Here is a 16,538-nt window from a genome sequence, read left to right as displayed (position 1 = left end):
GGGATCCGTGTCCAAGCCTCTCATCGGCATCAGCACCTACCAGCAGGAAGCCAGCTGGGGGGTCTGGACGCTGCCGGCCGCGCTGGTGCCCGCCGGATATCCGCGGCTGGTGCAGCGCTCGGGCGGGCTCCCCGTGCTGCTGCCGCCGGGCGATCCGGCGGCCGCCGCCGCGACGGTCGCCCGGCTGGACGCGGTGGTGATCGCCGGCGGCGCGGATGTGGCCCCGGCGCGGTACGGCGCGGAGCCGCACCCCCGCACCGGGCCGCCGTCCCTGGACCGGGACGCCTGGGAACTGGCCCTGATCGAGGCCGCGTTGGCGGGCGGGGTACCGCTGCTGGGCATCTGCCGCGGCCTGCAGCTGCTGAACGTGGCGCGGGGCGGCACCCTCGTCCAGCACCTCGACGGCCATGCCGGCGCCCCCGGGGTCTTCGAACGGCACGACATCAAGCCGGTTCCCGGGACGCTGCTGGCCCGCACCCTGCCCGAGCCGGTCTCCGTACCGACGTACCACCACCAGGCCGTGGACCGGCTCGGCCGCGGACTGCTGGCCTCGGCCCACGCGGAGGACGGCACCATCGAAGCGCTGGAGCTGCCGGACACGCCCGGCTTCACGCTGGCGGTGCAGTGGCATCCGGAGGCCGGCGACGACACCCGGGTGATGGAAGCGCTGGTGGCGGCGAGCACGGCGGCCGCGGCGAGGTGATCCCGCGCGCGGGGCGGCCCACCGGCGCGGCCGCCGCTCAGGCCGCCGCGCGGGTCAGTCCCAGCAGCTGGCGGGCCGGGCCCACCGGGCGCTGACCGGCCGGCCACACGGCGCGCAGCTCCCGTCCCAGCCGCAGCCCGCCGACCGGAATCTCCACCAGCCGGCGCGCGGTCAGCTCCTCACCGACGGCGAGTTCACTCAGGACGGACGGTGCCGCCTCGCTCACCACCGCCGCCTTCACGGCGGTGGTCGAGGCGAGTTCGAGGAGCGGCGCGGCCAGGCCGCCGTGGCGGGCCAGCGCCGCGTCCAGCACCGCCCGGGTCCCCGAACCGCGCTCGCGCAGGATCAGCGGGGTGGCGGCGAGTTCGGCGGCGGTCAGCTGCGTACGCCGCCGGGCCCAGGGGTGGGACGGCGCGGCCACCACGAGCAGCCGGTCGTGCCCGATGACCGTCCCGTCCAGCCCCGCCGGTACCTCCAGCCCCTCCACGAAACCGAGGTCGGCCGCGCCCGTCAGCAGCCGTTCGGCGACCGCGCGGGAATTGCCGGCGAGCAGCGAGACGGCGGTCCCGGGCCGCTGGGCGCGCAGCGCGATCAGCCACCCCGGCAGCAGATACTCGGCGATCGTCATGCTGGCCGCGACCCGCAGCCGCGAATCGCGCTGCCCGCGCAGGGCCTGCGCCCCCGCGTCGAACGCCTCGGCCGCCTCCACCACCCGCCGCGCCCAGTCCGTCACCAGCGCCCCGGCGTCCGTCAGCCGGGAGCCGCGCGGCGAGCGTTCGAGCAGCCCGACCCCCAACTGCCGCTCCATGGACCGGATCCGGCTGCTGGCGGCGGGCTGGCTGATGCCCTGCGCACGGGCGGCCCGCCCCAGACTGCCGAGCCGGGCGACGGCGAGCAGCAGCTCCAGCGCGCCGAGATCCGGTACCCGGTGCGCCAGCGACACGACCGGCTCGTCCTCCTCGGCCCTCACTCCCCCACCACCTGCTCACTGCACATAACCCCAGCTTATGCCCTCATAGACACGATGCCCCTGGTGACGGCGGTCCCGGGCGACAATCCTGAAGGCATGGCAACCCTTGCGCACGCACCTTCCCGTACCACCACCGGCTCCGGCGCCCCCGGTTCCGGCACCCCCGGTCCCGCACGCTCGGTCCGCCATCTCGGTCCCAACTGGTATGCCGCCGTCATGGGGACGGCGATCGTCGCCAACGCCGGCGCGGTCCTGCCGTTCACCGCGGCCGCGCCCCGGATCGCCTGCCAGGCCGTCTGGGCACTGTCGGCGCTGATGCTGCTGACCTTGACGGCCGCCCGGGGTGTGCACTGGGCCCGCCACGGGGACCAGGCGCGCCGCCATCTGCTGGACCCGGCGGTCGCCCCCTTCTACGGCTGTACGGCGATGGCACTGCTGGCGGTCGGCGCCGGCACGCTGGCCGTGGGCCGGGAGGTCATCGGCGAGCCCGCGGCCCTCGCCGCCGACGCCGTCCTGTGGAGCCTGGGCACCCTCATCGGCCTCGCGGCGGCCGCGGCGGTCCCGTATCTGATGGTGACCCGGCACCGCATCGACCCCGGCAGCGCCTCCCCCGTCTGGCTGCTGCCGCTGGTCGCCCCCATGGTCTCGGCGGCGACGGGCCCGGCCCTGGTCCCGCATCTGCCGGCCGGCCCGTGGCAGCAGACCCTGCTGTTGGCCTGCTACGCGCTGTTCGGGATGTCCCTGCTGGCCACACTGCTGGTGCTGCCGCTCGTGGTGTCCCGGCTGATCCACCACGGCCCGCTCCCGCTCGCCCTGACCCCCACGCTGTTCCTCGTCCTCGGCCCGCTGGGCCAGTCCACCACGGCGGTCACCAACCTCGCCCACCTCGCCCCGGGCGTCGTGAGCGCGCCCCTGGCACACGCCATGGCTGCCTTCGCGGTGCTCTACGGCGTCCCGGTGATGGGCTTCGCGCTGCTGTGGCTCGTGCTCGCGACGGCGATGGTGGTCCGCGCGTTCCGCCACGGCATGGGCTTCTCGATGACCTGGTGGGGCTTCACCTTCCCCCTGGGGACCTGTGTCACGGGGGCGGCGGGCCTGGCCGGGCAGACCGGTCTCGGCGTCTTCGACGGGCTCGCGGCGGTCCTCTACGCCTCGCTCGTGACCGCGGTCGCGGTGGCCTTCACCCGCACCGCCCTCGGTCTGGCCCGCGGCACTCTGCCGGCGCCGCCCCGGCCGGTGGCCCCGTAGCGGCCGCCGCCCGTACGTTCAGCGGGCCGCCGCCAGCGCCTCGGCCAGCACCGCGGGCGCCTCCACCAGCGACGGCCCGTACCAGGTCAGATGCCGGCCGCTGACCAGCGCCGCGGGCAGGGCGGGAAACGCCTCGGGGCCGTCGTCGGCGGTGAAGCGGTACGGCTCGTCGGGCAGCACCACGAGATCGGCGCCGGCGGTGCGGAGGTCCTCCGGCGCGACCCGGGGATAGCGCTCGGCATGGCCCGCGTACCGGTTGCGCACCCCGAGCCGTGCGAGGAGGTCGCCGGCGAAGGTGTCCCGGCCCAGCACCCTCCACGGCCGGCGCCAGATGGGCACCACGGCCGTCCGCTGCGCGGCCGGGGCCGGCAGCTCCCGCCAGGCGTCCTCGGCGTCCGCCAGCCACCCGGGCCGGGGCAGCCCGCAGCCGTCCACCAGCACCCGGGTCAGCTCATGCCACGCCTGGTCCAGCGTCCGCACCTCGGTGACCAGGACCTTTGCCCCCGCGGCGCGGAGCGCGGCCAGATCCTGCGGACGGTTCTCCTCCTCGTTGGCGAGGACCAGTCCGGGCGCCAGCGCGGCGATCGCGCCGAGGTCGGGATTCTTGGTGCCGCCGATGCGGGTGGCGTCGAGCCCGGCGGGGTGGCTGCACCAGTCGGTGACCCCGACCAGCAGCTCGGGCGCGCAGGCGACCACCGCCTCGGTGAGAGAGGGCACCAGGGACACCACGCGCCGGGGGGAACGAGGACCGGTCATCCGCCCACGGTACCCGCCCGCCACCGGTCCGGCCGGGGAACGGCGCCCGGCCTCCACCAGTCAACTCGGGTTCGGTCAGCGCCTGTTGGCGGTGCGGCGCAGCCAGTACGCCGCGCCCCCGGCCAGGGCGAACAGCGCCAGGCCGCCGGCCGCCTGACCGGCGTCGACCCCGTCGACCCGGCCGTCGCGCACGGTGACGGTCTCGGTGAACCGCGCCCCGCCCGGCCCGCATTCGACGGTGACCGGGTAGCGGCCCGGGGCCGCCCCCTCGGCGACCTCGGCGTCGGCGGCCATCCCGCGCCGCCCCGGCCGCAGCGCCACCGACCCGAACAGCGGCGAGGACGCCCGCGCCGCGGCGGCCGCGGTACACCGGCTGCCGTCGCTCACGCGCACCCGCTGCCCGGCCACCATGGGATCCGGTTCGACACGGGCCCACGCGGCGGGCGCGGCGAGTCCCAGGACGGTGGCGCCGAGCAGGGCGGCAGCGGCGGCGTGCGCAGGCTTCACGATCCTCTCCTCCGGCGTCCGCGACCGCTGCGGCCGTGGGCGGACCACGGCGACCGCCAAGGAAATACCGTCATACACCAGAGCGAATCACCCGCCCCGTTCCGCCGCGCAGCACACGCGGCCGGTCAGGTGAGCCGTGCGGAGATCTGGCCGTACCGGCCGCGTGCGGGGGCGACGGCCGTCCACGCCGGCCGCCGCCGCACGGTCACCCGGCCCGGGCGCCCATGCGGTGGGCCCCGCCGCCGGCCGCTGCCGGGGACGGGGCCCACCGCACCATGAGGTGAGGGAAGCGTACGGCGTGCCGGGCACGCCCCACTCGCCTACTTCACCGGCGCCATCTTGTCGACGATGCCCGGGTGGTCACCGATCCACTTCTCGACGCCCTTGTTCTCGTTGCCCTTGCCGGCGTCCTGGATGTCCTTCTCCAGGCTGCCGAGCTGTTCGGCGTCCATCTTCCAGTTCTTCAGCCAGCCGGCGAACTCCGGGAACTTCTTCGGGAAGCTCTTGTTGCCGAGTGTCTTGATCTGGTTGTTGGCGCCCCAGGTGCCCTGGGGATCCGCGAGCTTGGTGAGCTTGTACTTGCTGTAGGCCCAGTGCGGCGACCACAGCACCACGGCGATGGGCTCCTTCTTGTGGTACGCCCGGTCCAGCTCCGTCAGCATGGCGCTGGTGCCGGCCGAGGTGACGTCGAAGCCCTTGAGGCCGTACGCCGGGGCGACGGTGTCCTTGAGGCGCTTCATCTCGCCGGTGCCGGGCTCGATCCCGATGATCTTGCCGCCGAACTCGTCCTTGTGCTTGCGCAGATCGTCGAGGGTCTTGACGCCCTTGACGTAGGACGGGACCGCGATCTCCAGCGAGGTCTTGTCGTACCAGGCCCCGACGTCGACGAGATCCTTCTTGTACTTGTCCCAGTACTGTTTCTGCGCCACCGGCAGCCAGCCGTCGGTCTCCACATCGATCTGGCCCGTGGACAGCCCGGTCCACATCGGCCCGACGTCGAGGTTGCGGATGTTCGGCTGGTAGCCGCGCTTCTCCAGGACGTTCTTCCACAGGTACGTGGTGGCGATGCCCTCGTCCCAGGCGGGGTAGCCGATGTTCGGGGCCTTGCCCGCGTCCTTGCCCTTGGCGTAGGAGGCGTCGGCGGACGGCGCGACCTTGTCGACCAGGCCGGGGTTCTTCTTGAGCCAGGTGCGCACCCCGTCCTGCTCATGGCCGTCACCGGCGCTCTTGATGTCGCTCTCGAGGCTGGTGAGCTGCTTCTCGTCCAGGTGGAAGTTCTTCATCCACTTGGCGACCTGGGGCTCGTCCTTGGCGAAGCCCTTGCGGCCCAGCATGTGCAGGCCGTCTCCGGAACCGAAGGAGCCCTTGGGGTCCTTGAGCTTGGTGAGCTTGTACTTGTCGTACGCCCAGTGCGGCGACCACAGCGTGACGGCGATCGGCTTCTTGGCGTGGATCGAGCGGTCCAGCTCGCTGAGCATCGACGCGGTGCTGGACTCCTGGACCTTGTACTCGCCGCCCAGGCCGTAGTCCTTGAGGACCTTGTCCTTGAGGATCTTCATCTCGCCGGCGCCCGGCTCAATGCCGGTGATCTTGCCGCCGAACTCGCCGGCCTTGCCCTTGAGGTCGTCGAGGGACGTGATGTCCTTCATGTACGACGGGACCGCGATCTCCAGCGAGGTCTTGTCGTACCAGGCGCCGAGGTCCTCCAGCTTGTTCTTGTACTTCTTCCAGTACGAGGCGTGGGTGGTCGGCAGCCAGGCGTTGGTCTGGACGTCGATGTCACCGCGGGCCTGCCCGGCGAACAGCGGGCCGGCCTCCAGGGCCTGGACCTTGGGCTTGTAGCCCCGCTCCTCCAGGATCTCCTTCCACAGGTACGTGGTGGCCTTGCCCTCGTCCCAGTTGACGTAGCCGAGGCTGATCGGCCGGCCGTTGCCGCCGCCGGAGCCGGAGCCGGCCTTGCCGAAGTAGCTCATCCCGCCGGCGAGCAGCGCGAGGACGACCACCCCGACCATCGCCACGGAGGTGGCGGGCCGCCAGTGCAGGAACTTCCACCCGCCGAGCGCCGCCTGCGCCTTGGCCAGCGCGCGCCGGCCGAGCGGGGAGACCCGCTGGTTGAGCGCGCCGGTCATCCGGTCCAGGTACATGGCGAGAATGACGACCGCGAGTCCGGCCTCGGCGCCGAGCGCCACGTCGACCGAGCTGATCGCGTTGTAGACGGACGCGCCGAGGCCGCCGCCGCCGACCATGCCGGCGATGACGACCATGGACAGCGCCAGCATGATGACCTGGTTGATACCGGCCATGATCGTGGGCAGGGCCAGGGGCAGCTGCACCCGGAAGAGCGTGCTCCGCGGGTGGGTGCCGAACGCCTCGGCCGCCTCGACCAGCTCCTCGTCGACCTGCCGGATGCCGAGCTCGGTCATCCGGACCGCGGGCGGCATGGAGAAGACGATGGTGGCGACGATGCCGGGCACCACGCCGAGGCCGAAGAAGAGGATGCCGGGGATGAGGTAGACCATCGCCGGCATCGTCTGCATCAGGTCCAGGACCGGGCGCAGCGCCCCGCCGACGACCCGGCTGCGGGCCGCCCAGATACCGAGCGGCACGGCGATCACGACGGTGATCAGACAGGCCACCAGCACCAGGGAGAGCGACTCGATGGTCGGGCCCCACTGCTCGACCGACTCGATCAGCGCGAAGCCGAGGAAGGTGAGCACGGCGGCCGGCAGCCCGCGCAGCCACCACGCGAGCACCGCGAGGATGCCGGCCAGCAGCAGCGGTTCGGGCCCGGACAGGACCGTGTGAATGGCGTCGTAGAGGCCGTTCAGCACCTTCGTGATGAGGGTGAACAGCCAGTCGAGGTTGTCGCGGAGCCAGTTGACGGCGTCATCGGCCCAGCTGCCTATCGGGATCCTAGGCACCGGTGATCACCTTGTTCTCGGGCTCGTCGTCCCCGGGCGCGGCCGCGGAGCTCTCCGCCGCCGGGTCCTGGTCGGGCTGCTTGTCGAGCCGCGTCGCCGTGGCGTGCGCGGCCGGGTCCTGGGCGGGGACACCGGGGACCGGGTCCCGCTCCGCGGACTCGCCGAGGACGGCGAGCAGCCGCTCGGCCGGTACGGCGCCGGTCAGCTCACCGTGCTCATCGGTCACGGCGACCGGCACGGTGCTGGTCGAGCAGGGGGCGAACAGCTCGGCGAGCGGGGTGTCGACGCCGACCGTCGCGGGCGCGGCGGCGCGGAACTCCGCGGCGGTGGTGAGCGTCCGGCCGTCAGGAGTGGTGGCGCCGAGGACGGTGCCGACCTCGGTCATCACCGCGCCGGCGGTGAGCACCCGGCTGCGGTCGACGTCCTGGATGAAGGACGCCACATAGTCGTTGGCGGGCCGCAGGAGGATGTCCTCGGCGCTGCCGATCTGGACGATCCGGCCGTCCCGCATCACCGCGATCCGGTCGCCGAGGCGCATCGCCTCGTTGAGGTCGTGGGTGATGAAGACGATGGTCTTCTTGAGGCTCTTCTGCAGTTCCAGCAGCTGGTCCTGCATGTCCCGCCGGATCAGCGGGTCGAGGGCGCTGAAGGACTCGTCCATCAGCAGCAGATCGGCGTTGGTGGCCAGCGCCCGGGCCAGGCCCACGCGCTGCTGCATCCCGCCGGAGAGCTCGTCCGGCCAGGACTTCTCCCAGCCCTTGAGGCCGGTGAGTTCCAGCGCCTCGGTGGCGCGCCGGGTGCGCTCGGCGCGCGGTATGCCCTGCACCTCGAGGCCGTAGGCGGCGTTCTCCAGCACGCTGCGGTGCGGGAAGAGCGCGAAGTGCTGGAAGACCATGGAGATCTTCTCGGAGCGGACCTTGCGCAACTCCTTGTCGCTGAGCGAGGTGAGGTCCTGGCCGTCGAACCGCACGGTGCCCGCGGTGGGCTCCAGCAGTCCGTTGAGGGTGCGCAGCAGTGTGGACTTCCCGGATCCGGACAGGCCCATGACGACGAAGATCTGACCCTCGTCCACCTCGATCGAGGCGTCGATCACGGCCGCGGTGGTGCCTTCGTCGCGCAGTTCCCCGCGGCCGGCACCGGCCTGGAGCCTGCGGACCGCTTCCTCGGGACTTCTGCCGAACACCTTGTACAGGTGCTCGGCTTGCAGCCTGGCCACATATGCCTCTCTTGTCGCACGAGAAACGACCTGTCTCCCCCATGGACAGGTCGTGGAGCGACAACGGGGTCGGCCCGCCATGCCCGGTGGAATACGTGCATCCGTGACCGGGCAGCTCCGCGGGCGCGCCTGCCCGCCTTTATCTGTCCCAAACACGACGGTGCTTTAGATCACATCGATGTGACGTATGGGGCATACGGCATCATGCGAGGTGTGACTCGACGCCTGATGCTTCTCGACACCGCCTCGCTCTACTTCCGCGCCTATTTCGGGGTACCGGAATCGGTCAAGGCCCCGGACGGCACTCCCGTGAACGCCGTGCGCGGACTGCTGGACTTCATCGCCCGGCTCGTCCAGGACCACCACCCCGACGACCTGGTCGCGTGCATGGACTTCGACTGGCGCCCGCAGTGGCGGGTCGACCTGATCCCCTCGTACAAGGCGCACCGGGTCGCCGAGGAGGCCCCCGCCGGGTCCGCGGAGCCCGACGAGGAGGAGGTCCCCGACACCCTCTCGCCGCAGGTCCCGGTCATCGAGGAGGTCCTGGACGCCCTGGGCATCGCCCGTGTCGGCGCGGCCGGTTACGAGGCCGACGACGTCATCGGCACCCTGACCGCCCAGGCGACGGGGCCGGTGGACATCGTCACCGGCGACCGCGACCTCTTCCAGCTCGTCGACGACCGGCGCGGTATCCGCATCCTGTATCCGCTCAAGGGCGTCGGCACCCTCCAGCTCACCGACGAGGCGCTGCTGCGCGCGAAGTACGGCGTGGACGGCCCCGGTTACGCCGATCTGGCGCTGCTGCGCGGCGACCCCAGCGACGGCCTGCCCGGTGTGCCCGGCATCGGCGAGAAGACCGCCGCCAAGCTGCTGGCCACCTACGGCGACCTGGCGGGCATCATGGCCGCCGCCGACGACCCGGCCTCGAAGGTGACCCCCGCCCAGCGCACCCGGCTGCTGGAGTCCCGCCCCTACCTGGCGGTCGCCCCGAAGGTCGTGAAGGTGGCCACCGACGTGCCCGTCCCCGCTCTCGACCACGCCCTCCCCACGGAGCCGGCCGACCCCGAGCGGCTGGAGGCGCTGGCCGCGCGGTGGGGTCTGGGCGGGGCGCTGCAGCGACTGCTCCTCACGCTCCGCCCGTGAGCTGTTAAGTTAGGTAAACCTAACAACGACAGATCAGGGGAGATTGCCGTGGCTGCAGAGCGTCCGTCCCGCCAGAAGCCCGTCGTGCACCACGCCCGGGTGCAGCGCACCGAGCGGCTCACCCCCCACATGGTCCGCGTGGTGCTGGGCGAGGTGGGGCCGGGGGAGTTCGCGCCGGGCGAGTTCTCCGACCACTACATCAAGCTGCTCTTCCCGGTGCCCGGCGTGGAGTACCCCGAGCCGTTCGACATCGCCCGGATCCGTGCCGAGTTCCCACGCAACCGGTGGCCCAGGACGCGTACCTACACCGTCCGCGCCTGGGATGCCGGCACCGGTGAACTGACCGTGGACTTCGTGGTGCACGGCGACGAGGGCCTGGCCGGCCCCTGGGCGGCCGCGGCACGGCCGGGCGACGAGATCCGCTTCCTCGGCCCCGGCGGCGCCTATGTCCCGGAGGCCGGCGCCGACTGGCATCTGCTGGCGGGCGACGAGAGCGCCCTGCCGGCCATCGCGGCCTCCCTCGGCCGGATGCCCGCGGGGGTGCCGGTGCACGCCTTCATCGAGGTGGCGGACGCCCAGGAGCACCAGGACCTGCCGGCCCCGGCGGGCGCCCGGATCCACTGGCTCCACCGCGGTGACGCCCCCGTCGGCCGCGAACTGGTCGCGGCCGTCAGCGCGTGGGAGTTCCCGGCCGGCCAGGTCCAGGCGTTCGTGCACGGCGAGGCCGGCTTCGTGAAGGAGCTGCGCCGGCTGCTGCGCGTCGAGCGGGAGATCCCCCGCGAGGCACTGTCCATCTCCGGCTACTGGCGCGCCGGGCACGACGAGGACGGCTGGCAGGCCTCCAAGCGGGACTGGAACCAGCGCGTCGAGGCCGAGCAGGAGTCCCCGGCGGCGACGACCTCCTGAACCCCGGGGCGAGCGCCCCGCCACGACGAGGTCCCGCACGGACGAGGACCACCTGCACCCCGGCGGGCCCGGAGCAACTGCCCCTCAGCTCCGGGCCCTTGGCATGCCCCACCCCGGCCCCGCGACCACCACCCCCGCCCGCACGAGCCGGCGCCCCTGCACCGTCTCCACCCTCCGACGCCCCGGGCATCCGACAAGTTCTCCTTTCTTGACAAGAATAATTGTCGGATGCACTCTGGTGAGGTGATCGATGTAGCAGTGATCGACGATCCGGCCGCCGCCGGGGTCTCGCTGGATCCGGTGCGGGCGCGGCTGCTGGCCGTGCTCGCCGAGCCCGGTTCGGCGACGACGCTGGCCGCGCAGGTCGGCCTGTCCCGGCAGAAGGTCAACTACCACCTGCGGGCCCTGGAGCGGCACGGCCTGGTCGAGCTGGTCGAGGAGCGCCGCAAGGGCAATGTGACGGAGCGGATCGTGCGGGCGACGGCCGCGTCCTATGTGATCTCGCCCGCCGCGCTGGCCTCGGTCGCGCCCGACCCCGGCCGGGCGCCGGACCAGCTCTCCGCCCGCTGGCTGCTGGCCCTCGCGGCCCGGCTGGTGCGTGAGGTGGGCGAGCTCATCACGCGCTCGGCGAAGGCGCGGCAGCGGCTGGCGACCTTCGCCGTGGACGGCGAGATCCGGTTCGCCTCGGCCGCCGACCGGGCCGCCTTCGCCGAGGAGCTCGGCACGACCGTGAACCACCTCGTCGCCAAGTACCACGACGAGAACGCGGCCGGCGGGCGCGCGCACCGGCTGATCGTCGCCCTCCACCCCAGCCTCACCCGTGACGCCGACGAACCCGCGCCGGCGGCCCCGGCGCACGGGCCCACCGCACCGACCGAGGAGTAGCCATGCCCAAAGAGTTCGAGATCCGCCGGGAGGTCGTGCTGCCGGCCGCTCCCGAAGACGTCTTCGCGGCCGTCACCAGCGGTACGGGGGCGTGGATGTTCCCCAAGGAGAAGGTCGCCGCGGTCGGGGGCAGTGACGCGGAGGACGACGCGGTCACCGTCTGGGAGCCGCCGCACCGCTTCGAGGTCCGGATGGACGGCGAGGACGGCTGGTTCAACGCGCTGGAGTACGTCATCGAGGCCCGCGACGGCGGCACCGCCGTACTGCGGTACGTGCACAGCGGCGTCATGAGCGACGAGAACTGGGACGGCCAGTACGACGGCGCCCGCCTGCACACCGACTTCTATCTGCACACCCTCGGGCAGTACCTGACGTACTTCACCGGCCGCCCGGCGGCCTTCGCCGACGTCCAGGGCCCGGCGGCCTCCCGCACGCCCGACGGGTTCGAGAGGCTGCTGCGCGCCCTCGGCGTCACCGCCTCGACGGCGGTGGGCGACCGGCTGCGCCTCGAATTGCCGGGCACCGCCCCGCTGGACGCGGTCGTCGACTACCGCACCGAGCACTTCCTGGGCCTGCGCACCGACGGCGCGCTGTACCGCTTCTTCGGACGCAATGCCTTCGGGGCGCCGGTCGGCATCACCCTCCACCTCTTCGACGGCGACACCGACGCCGAGAAGGCCGGCCGGGCCTGGCAGAGCCGGCTGGACGGGCTGTACCCCACGGACGCCACCGGCTGACCGCCCGCCCCCGCGTCGCGTCGTCCCCGCACGGCACGACGCGCTGGGCACGGATCACGCACACGGCGCCGCGCCCCCTCAACACGGGGGGGGCGCGGCGCGGTGAACCGGCCCGGAGGGGGCCCTACCGCTCAGCCGACCGACGAATAGGCCACCACGCCCCGCAGCACCCCGTCCATGGCGCGGCGGGCCGTGCGCGAGACCGTTCCCTCGGGCGGGGCCGCGGCCGCGATCTGACCGAGCACGTCGATCAGCTGCTTGCACCAGCGGACGAAGTCGCCGGCGGGCATCTCCGCCTCGCGGAGCACCTCGTCGAGCCCGAAGCCGGAAGCCCAGCGGTACGCGGCCCAGGCGAAGCCCAGGTCGGGTTCGCGCTGGCCGACGCCCTCGGCCTGGTTGATCCGGTGGTCCTCCTCCAGGGCATCGAGCCGGCCCCAGATGCGGACCATCTCGCCCAGGGCGTCCCGGGCCTTGCCGGCCGGCAGCTTGGGGGCCACCGCGTCATCGGCCTGGCGCGCCTCGTACACCAGCGCCGAGGCGCAGGCCGCCAGCTCCGCCGGGCCCAGCCCCTCCCAGACGCCCTCGCGCAGACACTCGCTCGCCAGCAGATCCAGTTCGCCGTAGAGCCGGGCCAGCCGGCGGCCCTCGTCGGTGACGGTGTCCCCTTCGAGGTAGTCCAGCTCGGTGAGCAGGGCGCAGATCCGGTCGAAGGTGCGGGCGATGGTGTTCGTCCGTCCCTCGATGCGGCGCTCCAACTGGCGGGTGTCGCGCAGCAGTCGGTGATAGCGCTCCGCCCAGCGGGCGTGGTCCTCCCGCTCGTCGCAGCCGTGGCAGGGGTGCGCGCGCAGGGCCGTACGCAGCCGGGTGATCTCCCCGTCGTCGGCCGCCGCAGCGCGGGGCTTGCGGTGCCGCGACGGGACGAGATGGCCGGCCTTGGTGCGCAGCGCGGACGCCAGATCGCGGCGCGACTGCGGACTGCGGGCGTTGAAGGACTTGGGGATGTGCATCCGGTCCAGCGCCTCGACCGGCACCGGGAAGTCGATCGAGGCCAGCCGCTTGACCTGCCGCTCGGCGGTCAGCACCAGCGGCCGCGGACCGTCCTGCGCGTCGAAGCCGCGGTGACCGTTCGTCCGCCCCGAGGGCATCCCGGGGTCGAGGACCAGTGCCAGGCCCGCGAACTTGCCGGTCGGCACATGGATGACATCACCGGGCTTGAGCTTCTCCAGTGCCGCCGCGGCCGCCACCCGCCGCTGCGCCGTGCCCTGCCGGGCCAGCTCCGTCTCACGGTCCTTCAGCTCCCGCCGGAGCCGGGAGTATTCCTCGAAGTCGCCGAGGTGGCAGGTCATCGAGCCGCGGTAGCCCGTCAGCCCCTCCTCGTGCTTCTGCACCTGCCGCGAGATCCCGACCACCGACTTGTCGGCCTGGAACTGCGCGAAGGACATCTCCAGCAGCTCCCGCGAACGGTGCCGGCCGAACTGGGAGACGAGGTTGACCGCCATGTTGTACGACGGCTTGAAGGAGGACCGCAGCGGATAGGTACGCGTCCCGGCGAGCCCGGCGAGCGCTCCCGGGTCCATCCCGCGCTGCCACAGCACGACCGCATGGCCCTCGATGTCGATGCCGCGGCGCCCGGCCCGGCCGGTCAGCTGGGTGTACTCGCCGGGGGTGATGTCGGCGTGCTGCTCGCCGTTCCACTTCACCAGCTTCTCCAACACCACCGAACGCGCGGGCATGTTGATGCCCAGCGCCAGCGTCTCGGTGGCGAAGACGGCCTTGACCAGGCCCTTGACGAACAGCTCCTCGACGACCTCCTTGAACGTCGGCAGCATGCCCGCGTGATGCGCCGCGATGCCCCGCTCCAGGGCCTCCAGCCACTCGAAGTAGCCCAGCACATGGAGGTCGTCGTCCGCGATCCCGGCCGTCCGCGCCTCGACTATGCGGCGGACCTGCTCACGGCCCTCCTGGTCGTTGAGCCGCAGGCCCGAATACAGGCACTGCTGGACGGCGGCCTCGCAGCCGGCGCGGCTGAAGATGAAGGTGATCGCGGGCAACAGGCCCTCGTTGTCGAGGCGGTCGATGACCTCGGGACGGCTCGGCGTCCAGATCCGCGACCGCTGGCGCCGCTCGCGCTCGCGGTCCGCCTCGCGCAGGGTGCGGCCCCGGCGCTTGTCCCGGCCGAACGTCGGCCGGGAGTTCTCCATCCGCGCCAGCCGCTCCAGGTCGGGGTTGACCTCGCGGCGCCCGCCGCTCTGCCCGTCCCGCTCCTCGAACAGGTCATATATGCGGCGGCCCGCGAGGACGTGCTGCCACAACGGGACCGGGCGGTGCTCGGAGACGATCACCTCGGTGTCCCCGCGGACGGTGTCCAGCCAGTCGCCGAACTCCTCGGCGTTGGAGACCGTCGCCGACAGTGACACCAGGGTCACCGAATCGGGGAGATGGATGATCACCTCCTCCCAGACGGCGCCCCGGAAGCGGTCGGAGAGGTAGTGCACCTCGTCCATGACCACATAGCCGAGGCCGGCCAGCGACCGGGAACCGGCATAGAGCATGTTGCGCAGCACCTCGGTGGTCATCACGACCACCGGGGCTTCGGAGTTGACGCTGTTGTCGCCGGTCAGCAGACCGACCTTGTCGGCGCCGTAACGCTTGGCCAGATCCTGGTACTTCTGGTTGGACAGCGCCTTGATGGGCGTGGTGTAGAAGCATTTGCGGCCCTGCTCCAGGGCCAGGTGGACGGCGAATTCGCCGACGATCGTCTTGCCGGATCCAGTGGGGGCCGCGACCAGCACGCCCTTGCCGGCCTCCAGGGCCTCGCACGCCTCGACCTGGAACGGATCCAGGCCGAAGTCGTACATCTCTCGGAAAGGGGCGAGTGCGGTGGCCTGCTCGGCCGCCCGGAGCTTGGCGGCGGCATAGCGCTCAGCAGGGGACATGTCCTCGGTCATCGTGTCTACGAGCCTACCGGCCACCTCTGACAACGACCCGATCTTTATGGCGGCCCTTTACCGAGCGGGCCCGGACCGCCGGTCAGCCGGCCGCTCCGTGCGGCGCGTCCGGCCGCCCGGAACGCCGACGGCCCCCGGCGCGCTGCGCACGGGGGCCGTCGGGGACCCGGCCGGTCCGCCCCGACTCACACCGGGTCACGGTCCGTCACGCCAGGCTACCCCCGGTCATATCGGGTCACATCGGGTCAGGTCACGTCGTCGTAGCCGCCGGGGCGCCGCGGCCCGTCATCGGACCGGTCGCCGCCGGCCTGTTCGGGCAGCATCCGCCCGGAGGAGACCGGCTCGATCTCCCCGAGCGAGGACGGCGTCAGATCCAGCTCCGAGGCCTCGTCATCGTCCAGTCCGGCGTCCGGGTTGCCCCGCTTGCGGCGACGGTCGTTGAACAGGCAGATGCCGGCGGCACCGAAGTACAGCACCACGATCGGCGCGGCCAGCAGACTCATGGTCAGCGGGTCACCGGTCGGGGTGGCGATGGCCGAGAAGATCGTGATGCCCAGCACCATGAACCGCCACCAGCTCATGATCCGGCGGCCGGTGACCACACCGCCGAAGTTGAGCAGCACCAGGAGCAGCGGGAGTTCGAAGGCGAGGCCGAAGACCACGACCATGCGCGTGACGATGTCGAAGAACTCGTCGGCCGGGAAGAGGTTGGCCCAGTCGTCGGGGGTCAGCCCGACCAGGGCGCCCGCGGTGGTCGGCAGCACCGCGTAGGCGAGGTAGGCGCCGCCGAGGAAGAGCGGGACGCCGGCGGCGACGAAGCTCAGCGCGTACTTCTTCTCGTGCCGGTGCAGGCCCGGCGCGAGGAAGGCCCAGAGCTGGTAGAGCCAGATCGGGCTGGCGCCGACGACGCCCACCGTGAGGGACAGCTTGAGCAGGATGGTGAAGGGCGCCAGCAGACCGTTGGCGGTGACCTCCGCACACGGGTGGCTGCGCGGTCCGGCGGCCGCGGTGTTGTGGGGGCAGCCGACCGCGTCGATCACCGGCCCCGTGATGAAGTGGGCGATCGCGTCGTACTGCCACATCGCCACCGCGGTGATCACGCAGACGGCGAGCACCGACTTCAGCAGCCGGTTGCGCAGCTCACGCAGATGCGCGGCGAGGGGCATCCGCCCCTCGGGGTCCTTCTCCTGCTTGCGGGCAGACTTGGGCAACCCACGTCCTCGTCTCGTGCATCAGCCCTTGCCGGCCGGACCGGCCGACGGGATCGGTTCGGGTCAGCTCTGCTTGGTGGTGTGCTGCGGCTCGGCCACGGGGCGCGAGCTGTTCACATCACCGGGAGCCGCCTGGATCGTACGAGGAGCCTGCTGGGCACCGTCGGAGGCCTCGGACGAGCCGGCACCGGCACCGCCCTCGGTCTCGCCCTCCTTCTTCATGGCCTTGGCCTCGCTCTTGAGAATGCGGGCCGACTTGCCGAGCGAACGCGCCATGTCCGGAAGCTTCTTCGCGCCGAACAGCAGCACAATAACGACGAGGATCAGAATGATCTCGGAGGGCCTCAGGTTGCTGAGCATGTGCGACTACCTTCTCGCCGGGGCGGC

Annotated in this window: 14 protein-coding genes; 6 read left to right on the top strand and 8 right to left on the bottom strand. The window is 72.3% G+C overall.

Annotated elements, in window-relative coordinates:
• Window positions 1-7 precede the first annotated feature (7 nt).
• Window positions 8-703, top strand: coding sequence for a gamma-glutamyl-gamma-aminobutyrate hydrolase family protein (locus OIU81_RS29850; protein ID WP_329152764.1), 696 nt, complete (start codon window positions 8-10; stop codon window positions 701-703).
• Between the two features lie 37 nt (window positions 704-740).
• Here the strand turns inward: OIU81_RS29850 and OIU81_RS29845 are convergent, their stop codons facing one another.
• Window positions 741-1,673, bottom strand: coding sequence for a LysR family transcriptional regulator (locus OIU81_RS29845; RefSeq protein WP_329152762.1), 933 nt, complete (start codon window positions 1,671-1,673; stop codon window positions 741-743).
• A gap of 96 nt (window positions 1,674-1,769) precedes the next feature.
• Here OIU81_RS29845 and OIU81_RS29840 point away from each other — a divergent pair, with 96 nt between their 5' ends.
• Window positions 1,770-2,921 (top strand): TDT family transporter, encoded by a 1,152-nt coding sequence (locus OIU81_RS29840; RefSeq protein WP_329152759.1) that lies wholly within the window; start codon window positions 1,770-1,772, stop codon window positions 2,919-2,921.
• A gap of 18 nt (window positions 2,922-2,939) precedes the next feature.
• Here the strand turns inward: OIU81_RS29840 and OIU81_RS29835 are convergent, their stop codons facing one another.
• The 4 genes from OIU81_RS29835 to OIU81_RS29820 all read right to left on the bottom strand — a co-directional run bounded on the left by OIU81_RS29835 (window position 2,940) and on the right by OIU81_RS29820 (window position 8,321).
• Window positions 2,940-3,677, bottom strand: a complete 738-nt coding sequence (locus tag OIU81_RS29835) for a helical backbone metal receptor (protein ID WP_329152757.1) — start codon at window positions 3,675-3,677, stop codon at window positions 2,940-2,942.
• Between the two features lie 75 nt (window positions 3,678-3,752).
• Window positions 3,753-4,184 carry a hypothetical protein gene (locus OIU81_RS29830; protein WP_329152755.1) on the bottom strand — a complete coding sequence of 144 codons (432 nt, stop codon included), beginning with the start codon at window positions 4,182-4,184 and terminating at the stop codon, window positions 3,753-3,755.
• Window positions 4,185-4,504: 320 nt separating this feature from the next.
• Window positions 4,505-7,105, bottom strand: coding sequence for an ABC transporter permease/substrate binding protein (locus OIU81_RS29825; protein WP_329152753.1), 2,601 nt, complete (start codon window positions 7,103-7,105; stop codon window positions 4,505-4,507).
• On the bottom strand, window positions 7,098-8,321 hold the full coding sequence (locus OIU81_RS29820; RefSeq protein WP_329152751.1) for a quaternary amine ABC transporter ATP-binding protein: 1,224 nt from the start codon (window positions 8,319-8,321) through the stop codon (window positions 7,098-7,100). The genes OIU81_RS29825 and OIU81_RS29820 overlap by 8 nt, the downstream gene beginning before the upstream one ends.
• Before the next feature lie 228 nt (window positions 8,322-8,549).
• On the opposite strand from OIU81_RS29820, the gene OIU81_RS29815 reads away from it, so the two are divergent.
• The 4 genes from OIU81_RS29815 to OIU81_RS29800 all read left to right on the top strand — a co-directional run bounded on the left by OIU81_RS29815 (window position 8,550) and on the right by OIU81_RS29800 (window position 11,992).
• Window positions 8,550-9,464: a 5'-3' exonuclease gene (locus OIU81_RS29815; RefSeq protein WP_329155458.1), complete on the top strand. Its 915-nt coding sequence runs from the start codon at window positions 8,550-8,552 to the stop codon at window positions 9,462-9,464.
• Window positions 9,465-9,512: 48 nt separating this feature from the next.
• Entirely contained in the window at window positions 9,513-10,370 is an 858-nt protein-coding gene (locus OIU81_RS29810; RefSeq protein ID WP_329152749.1) for a siderophore-interacting protein, read from the top strand.
• Window positions 10,371-10,613: 243 nt separating this feature from the next.
• Window positions 10,614-11,255, top strand: coding sequence for an ArsR/SmtB family transcription factor (locus OIU81_RS29805; RefSeq protein WP_329152747.1), 642 nt, complete (start codon window positions 10,614-10,616; stop codon window positions 11,253-11,255).
• A 2-nt stretch (window positions 11,256-11,257) separates the two neighbouring features.
• Window positions 11,258-11,992, top strand: coding sequence for an SRPBCC family protein (locus OIU81_RS29800; protein WP_329152746.1), 735 nt, complete (start codon window positions 11,258-11,260; stop codon window positions 11,990-11,992).
• A 131-nt stretch (window positions 11,993-12,123) separates the two neighbouring features.
• Here the strand turns inward: OIU81_RS29800 and OIU81_RS29795 are convergent, their stop codons facing one another.
• From OIU81_RS29795 to tatA, 3 genes are all read right to left on the bottom strand, one after another.
• Window positions 12,124-14,940 (bottom strand): DEAD/DEAH box helicase, encoded by a 2,817-nt coding sequence (locus tag OIU81_RS29795; protein WP_329152745.1) that lies wholly within the window; start codon window positions 14,938-14,940, stop codon window positions 12,124-12,126.
• Between the two features lie 245 nt (window positions 14,941-15,185).
• Window positions 15,186-16,151, bottom strand: a complete 966-nt coding sequence (gene tatC / locus OIU81_RS29790) for a twin-arginine translocase subunit TatC (RefSeq protein WP_329152744.1) — start codon at window positions 16,149-16,151, stop codon at window positions 15,186-15,188.
• Window positions 16,152-16,214: 63 nt separating this feature from the next.
• On the bottom strand, window positions 16,215-16,511 hold the full coding sequence (tatA, locus tag OIU81_RS29785) for a Sec-independent protein translocase subunit TatA (RefSeq protein WP_189101385.1): 297 nt from the start codon (window positions 16,509-16,511) through the stop codon (window positions 16,215-16,217).
• Window positions 16,512-16,538: the final 27 nt, after the last annotated feature.

The sequence above is a fragment of the Streptomyces sp. NBC_01454 genome (genome assembly GCF_036227565.1).
Lineage (GTDB): Bacteria > Actinomycetota > Actinomycetes > Streptomycetales > Streptomycetaceae > Streptomyces.
This window is presented reverse-complemented; position numbering and strand designations above follow the sequence as displayed.

What these genes read in the sequence shown, in the direction of transcription:
- OIU81_RS29840 (WP_329152759.1), top strand. Translation starts at nt 1,770, where the DNA reads ATGGCAACCCTTGCGCACGCACCTTCCCGTACCACCACCGGCTCCGGC.
- OIU81_RS29835 (WP_329152757.1), bottom strand. Translation starts at nt 3,677, where the DNA reads ATGACCGGTCCTCGTTCCCCCCGGCGCGTGGTGTCCCTGGTGCCCTCT.
- OIU81_RS29815 (WP_329155458.1), top strand. Translation starts at nt 8,550, where the DNA reads ATGCTTCTCGACACCGCCTCGCTCTACTTCCGCGCCTATTTCGGGGTA.
- OIU81_RS29800 (WP_329152746.1), top strand. Translation starts at nt 11,258, where the DNA reads ATGCCCAAAGAGTTCGAGATCCGCCGGGAGGTCGTGCTGCCGGCCGCT.
- OIU81_RS29795 (WP_329152745.1), bottom strand. Translation starts at nt 14,940, where the DNA reads ATGACCGAGGACATGTCCCCTGCTGAGCGCTATGCCGCCGCCAAGCTC.
- tatA (WP_189101385.1), bottom strand. Translation starts at nt 16,511, where the DNA reads ATGCTCAGCAACCTGAGGCCCTCCGAGATCATTCTGATCCTCGTCGTT.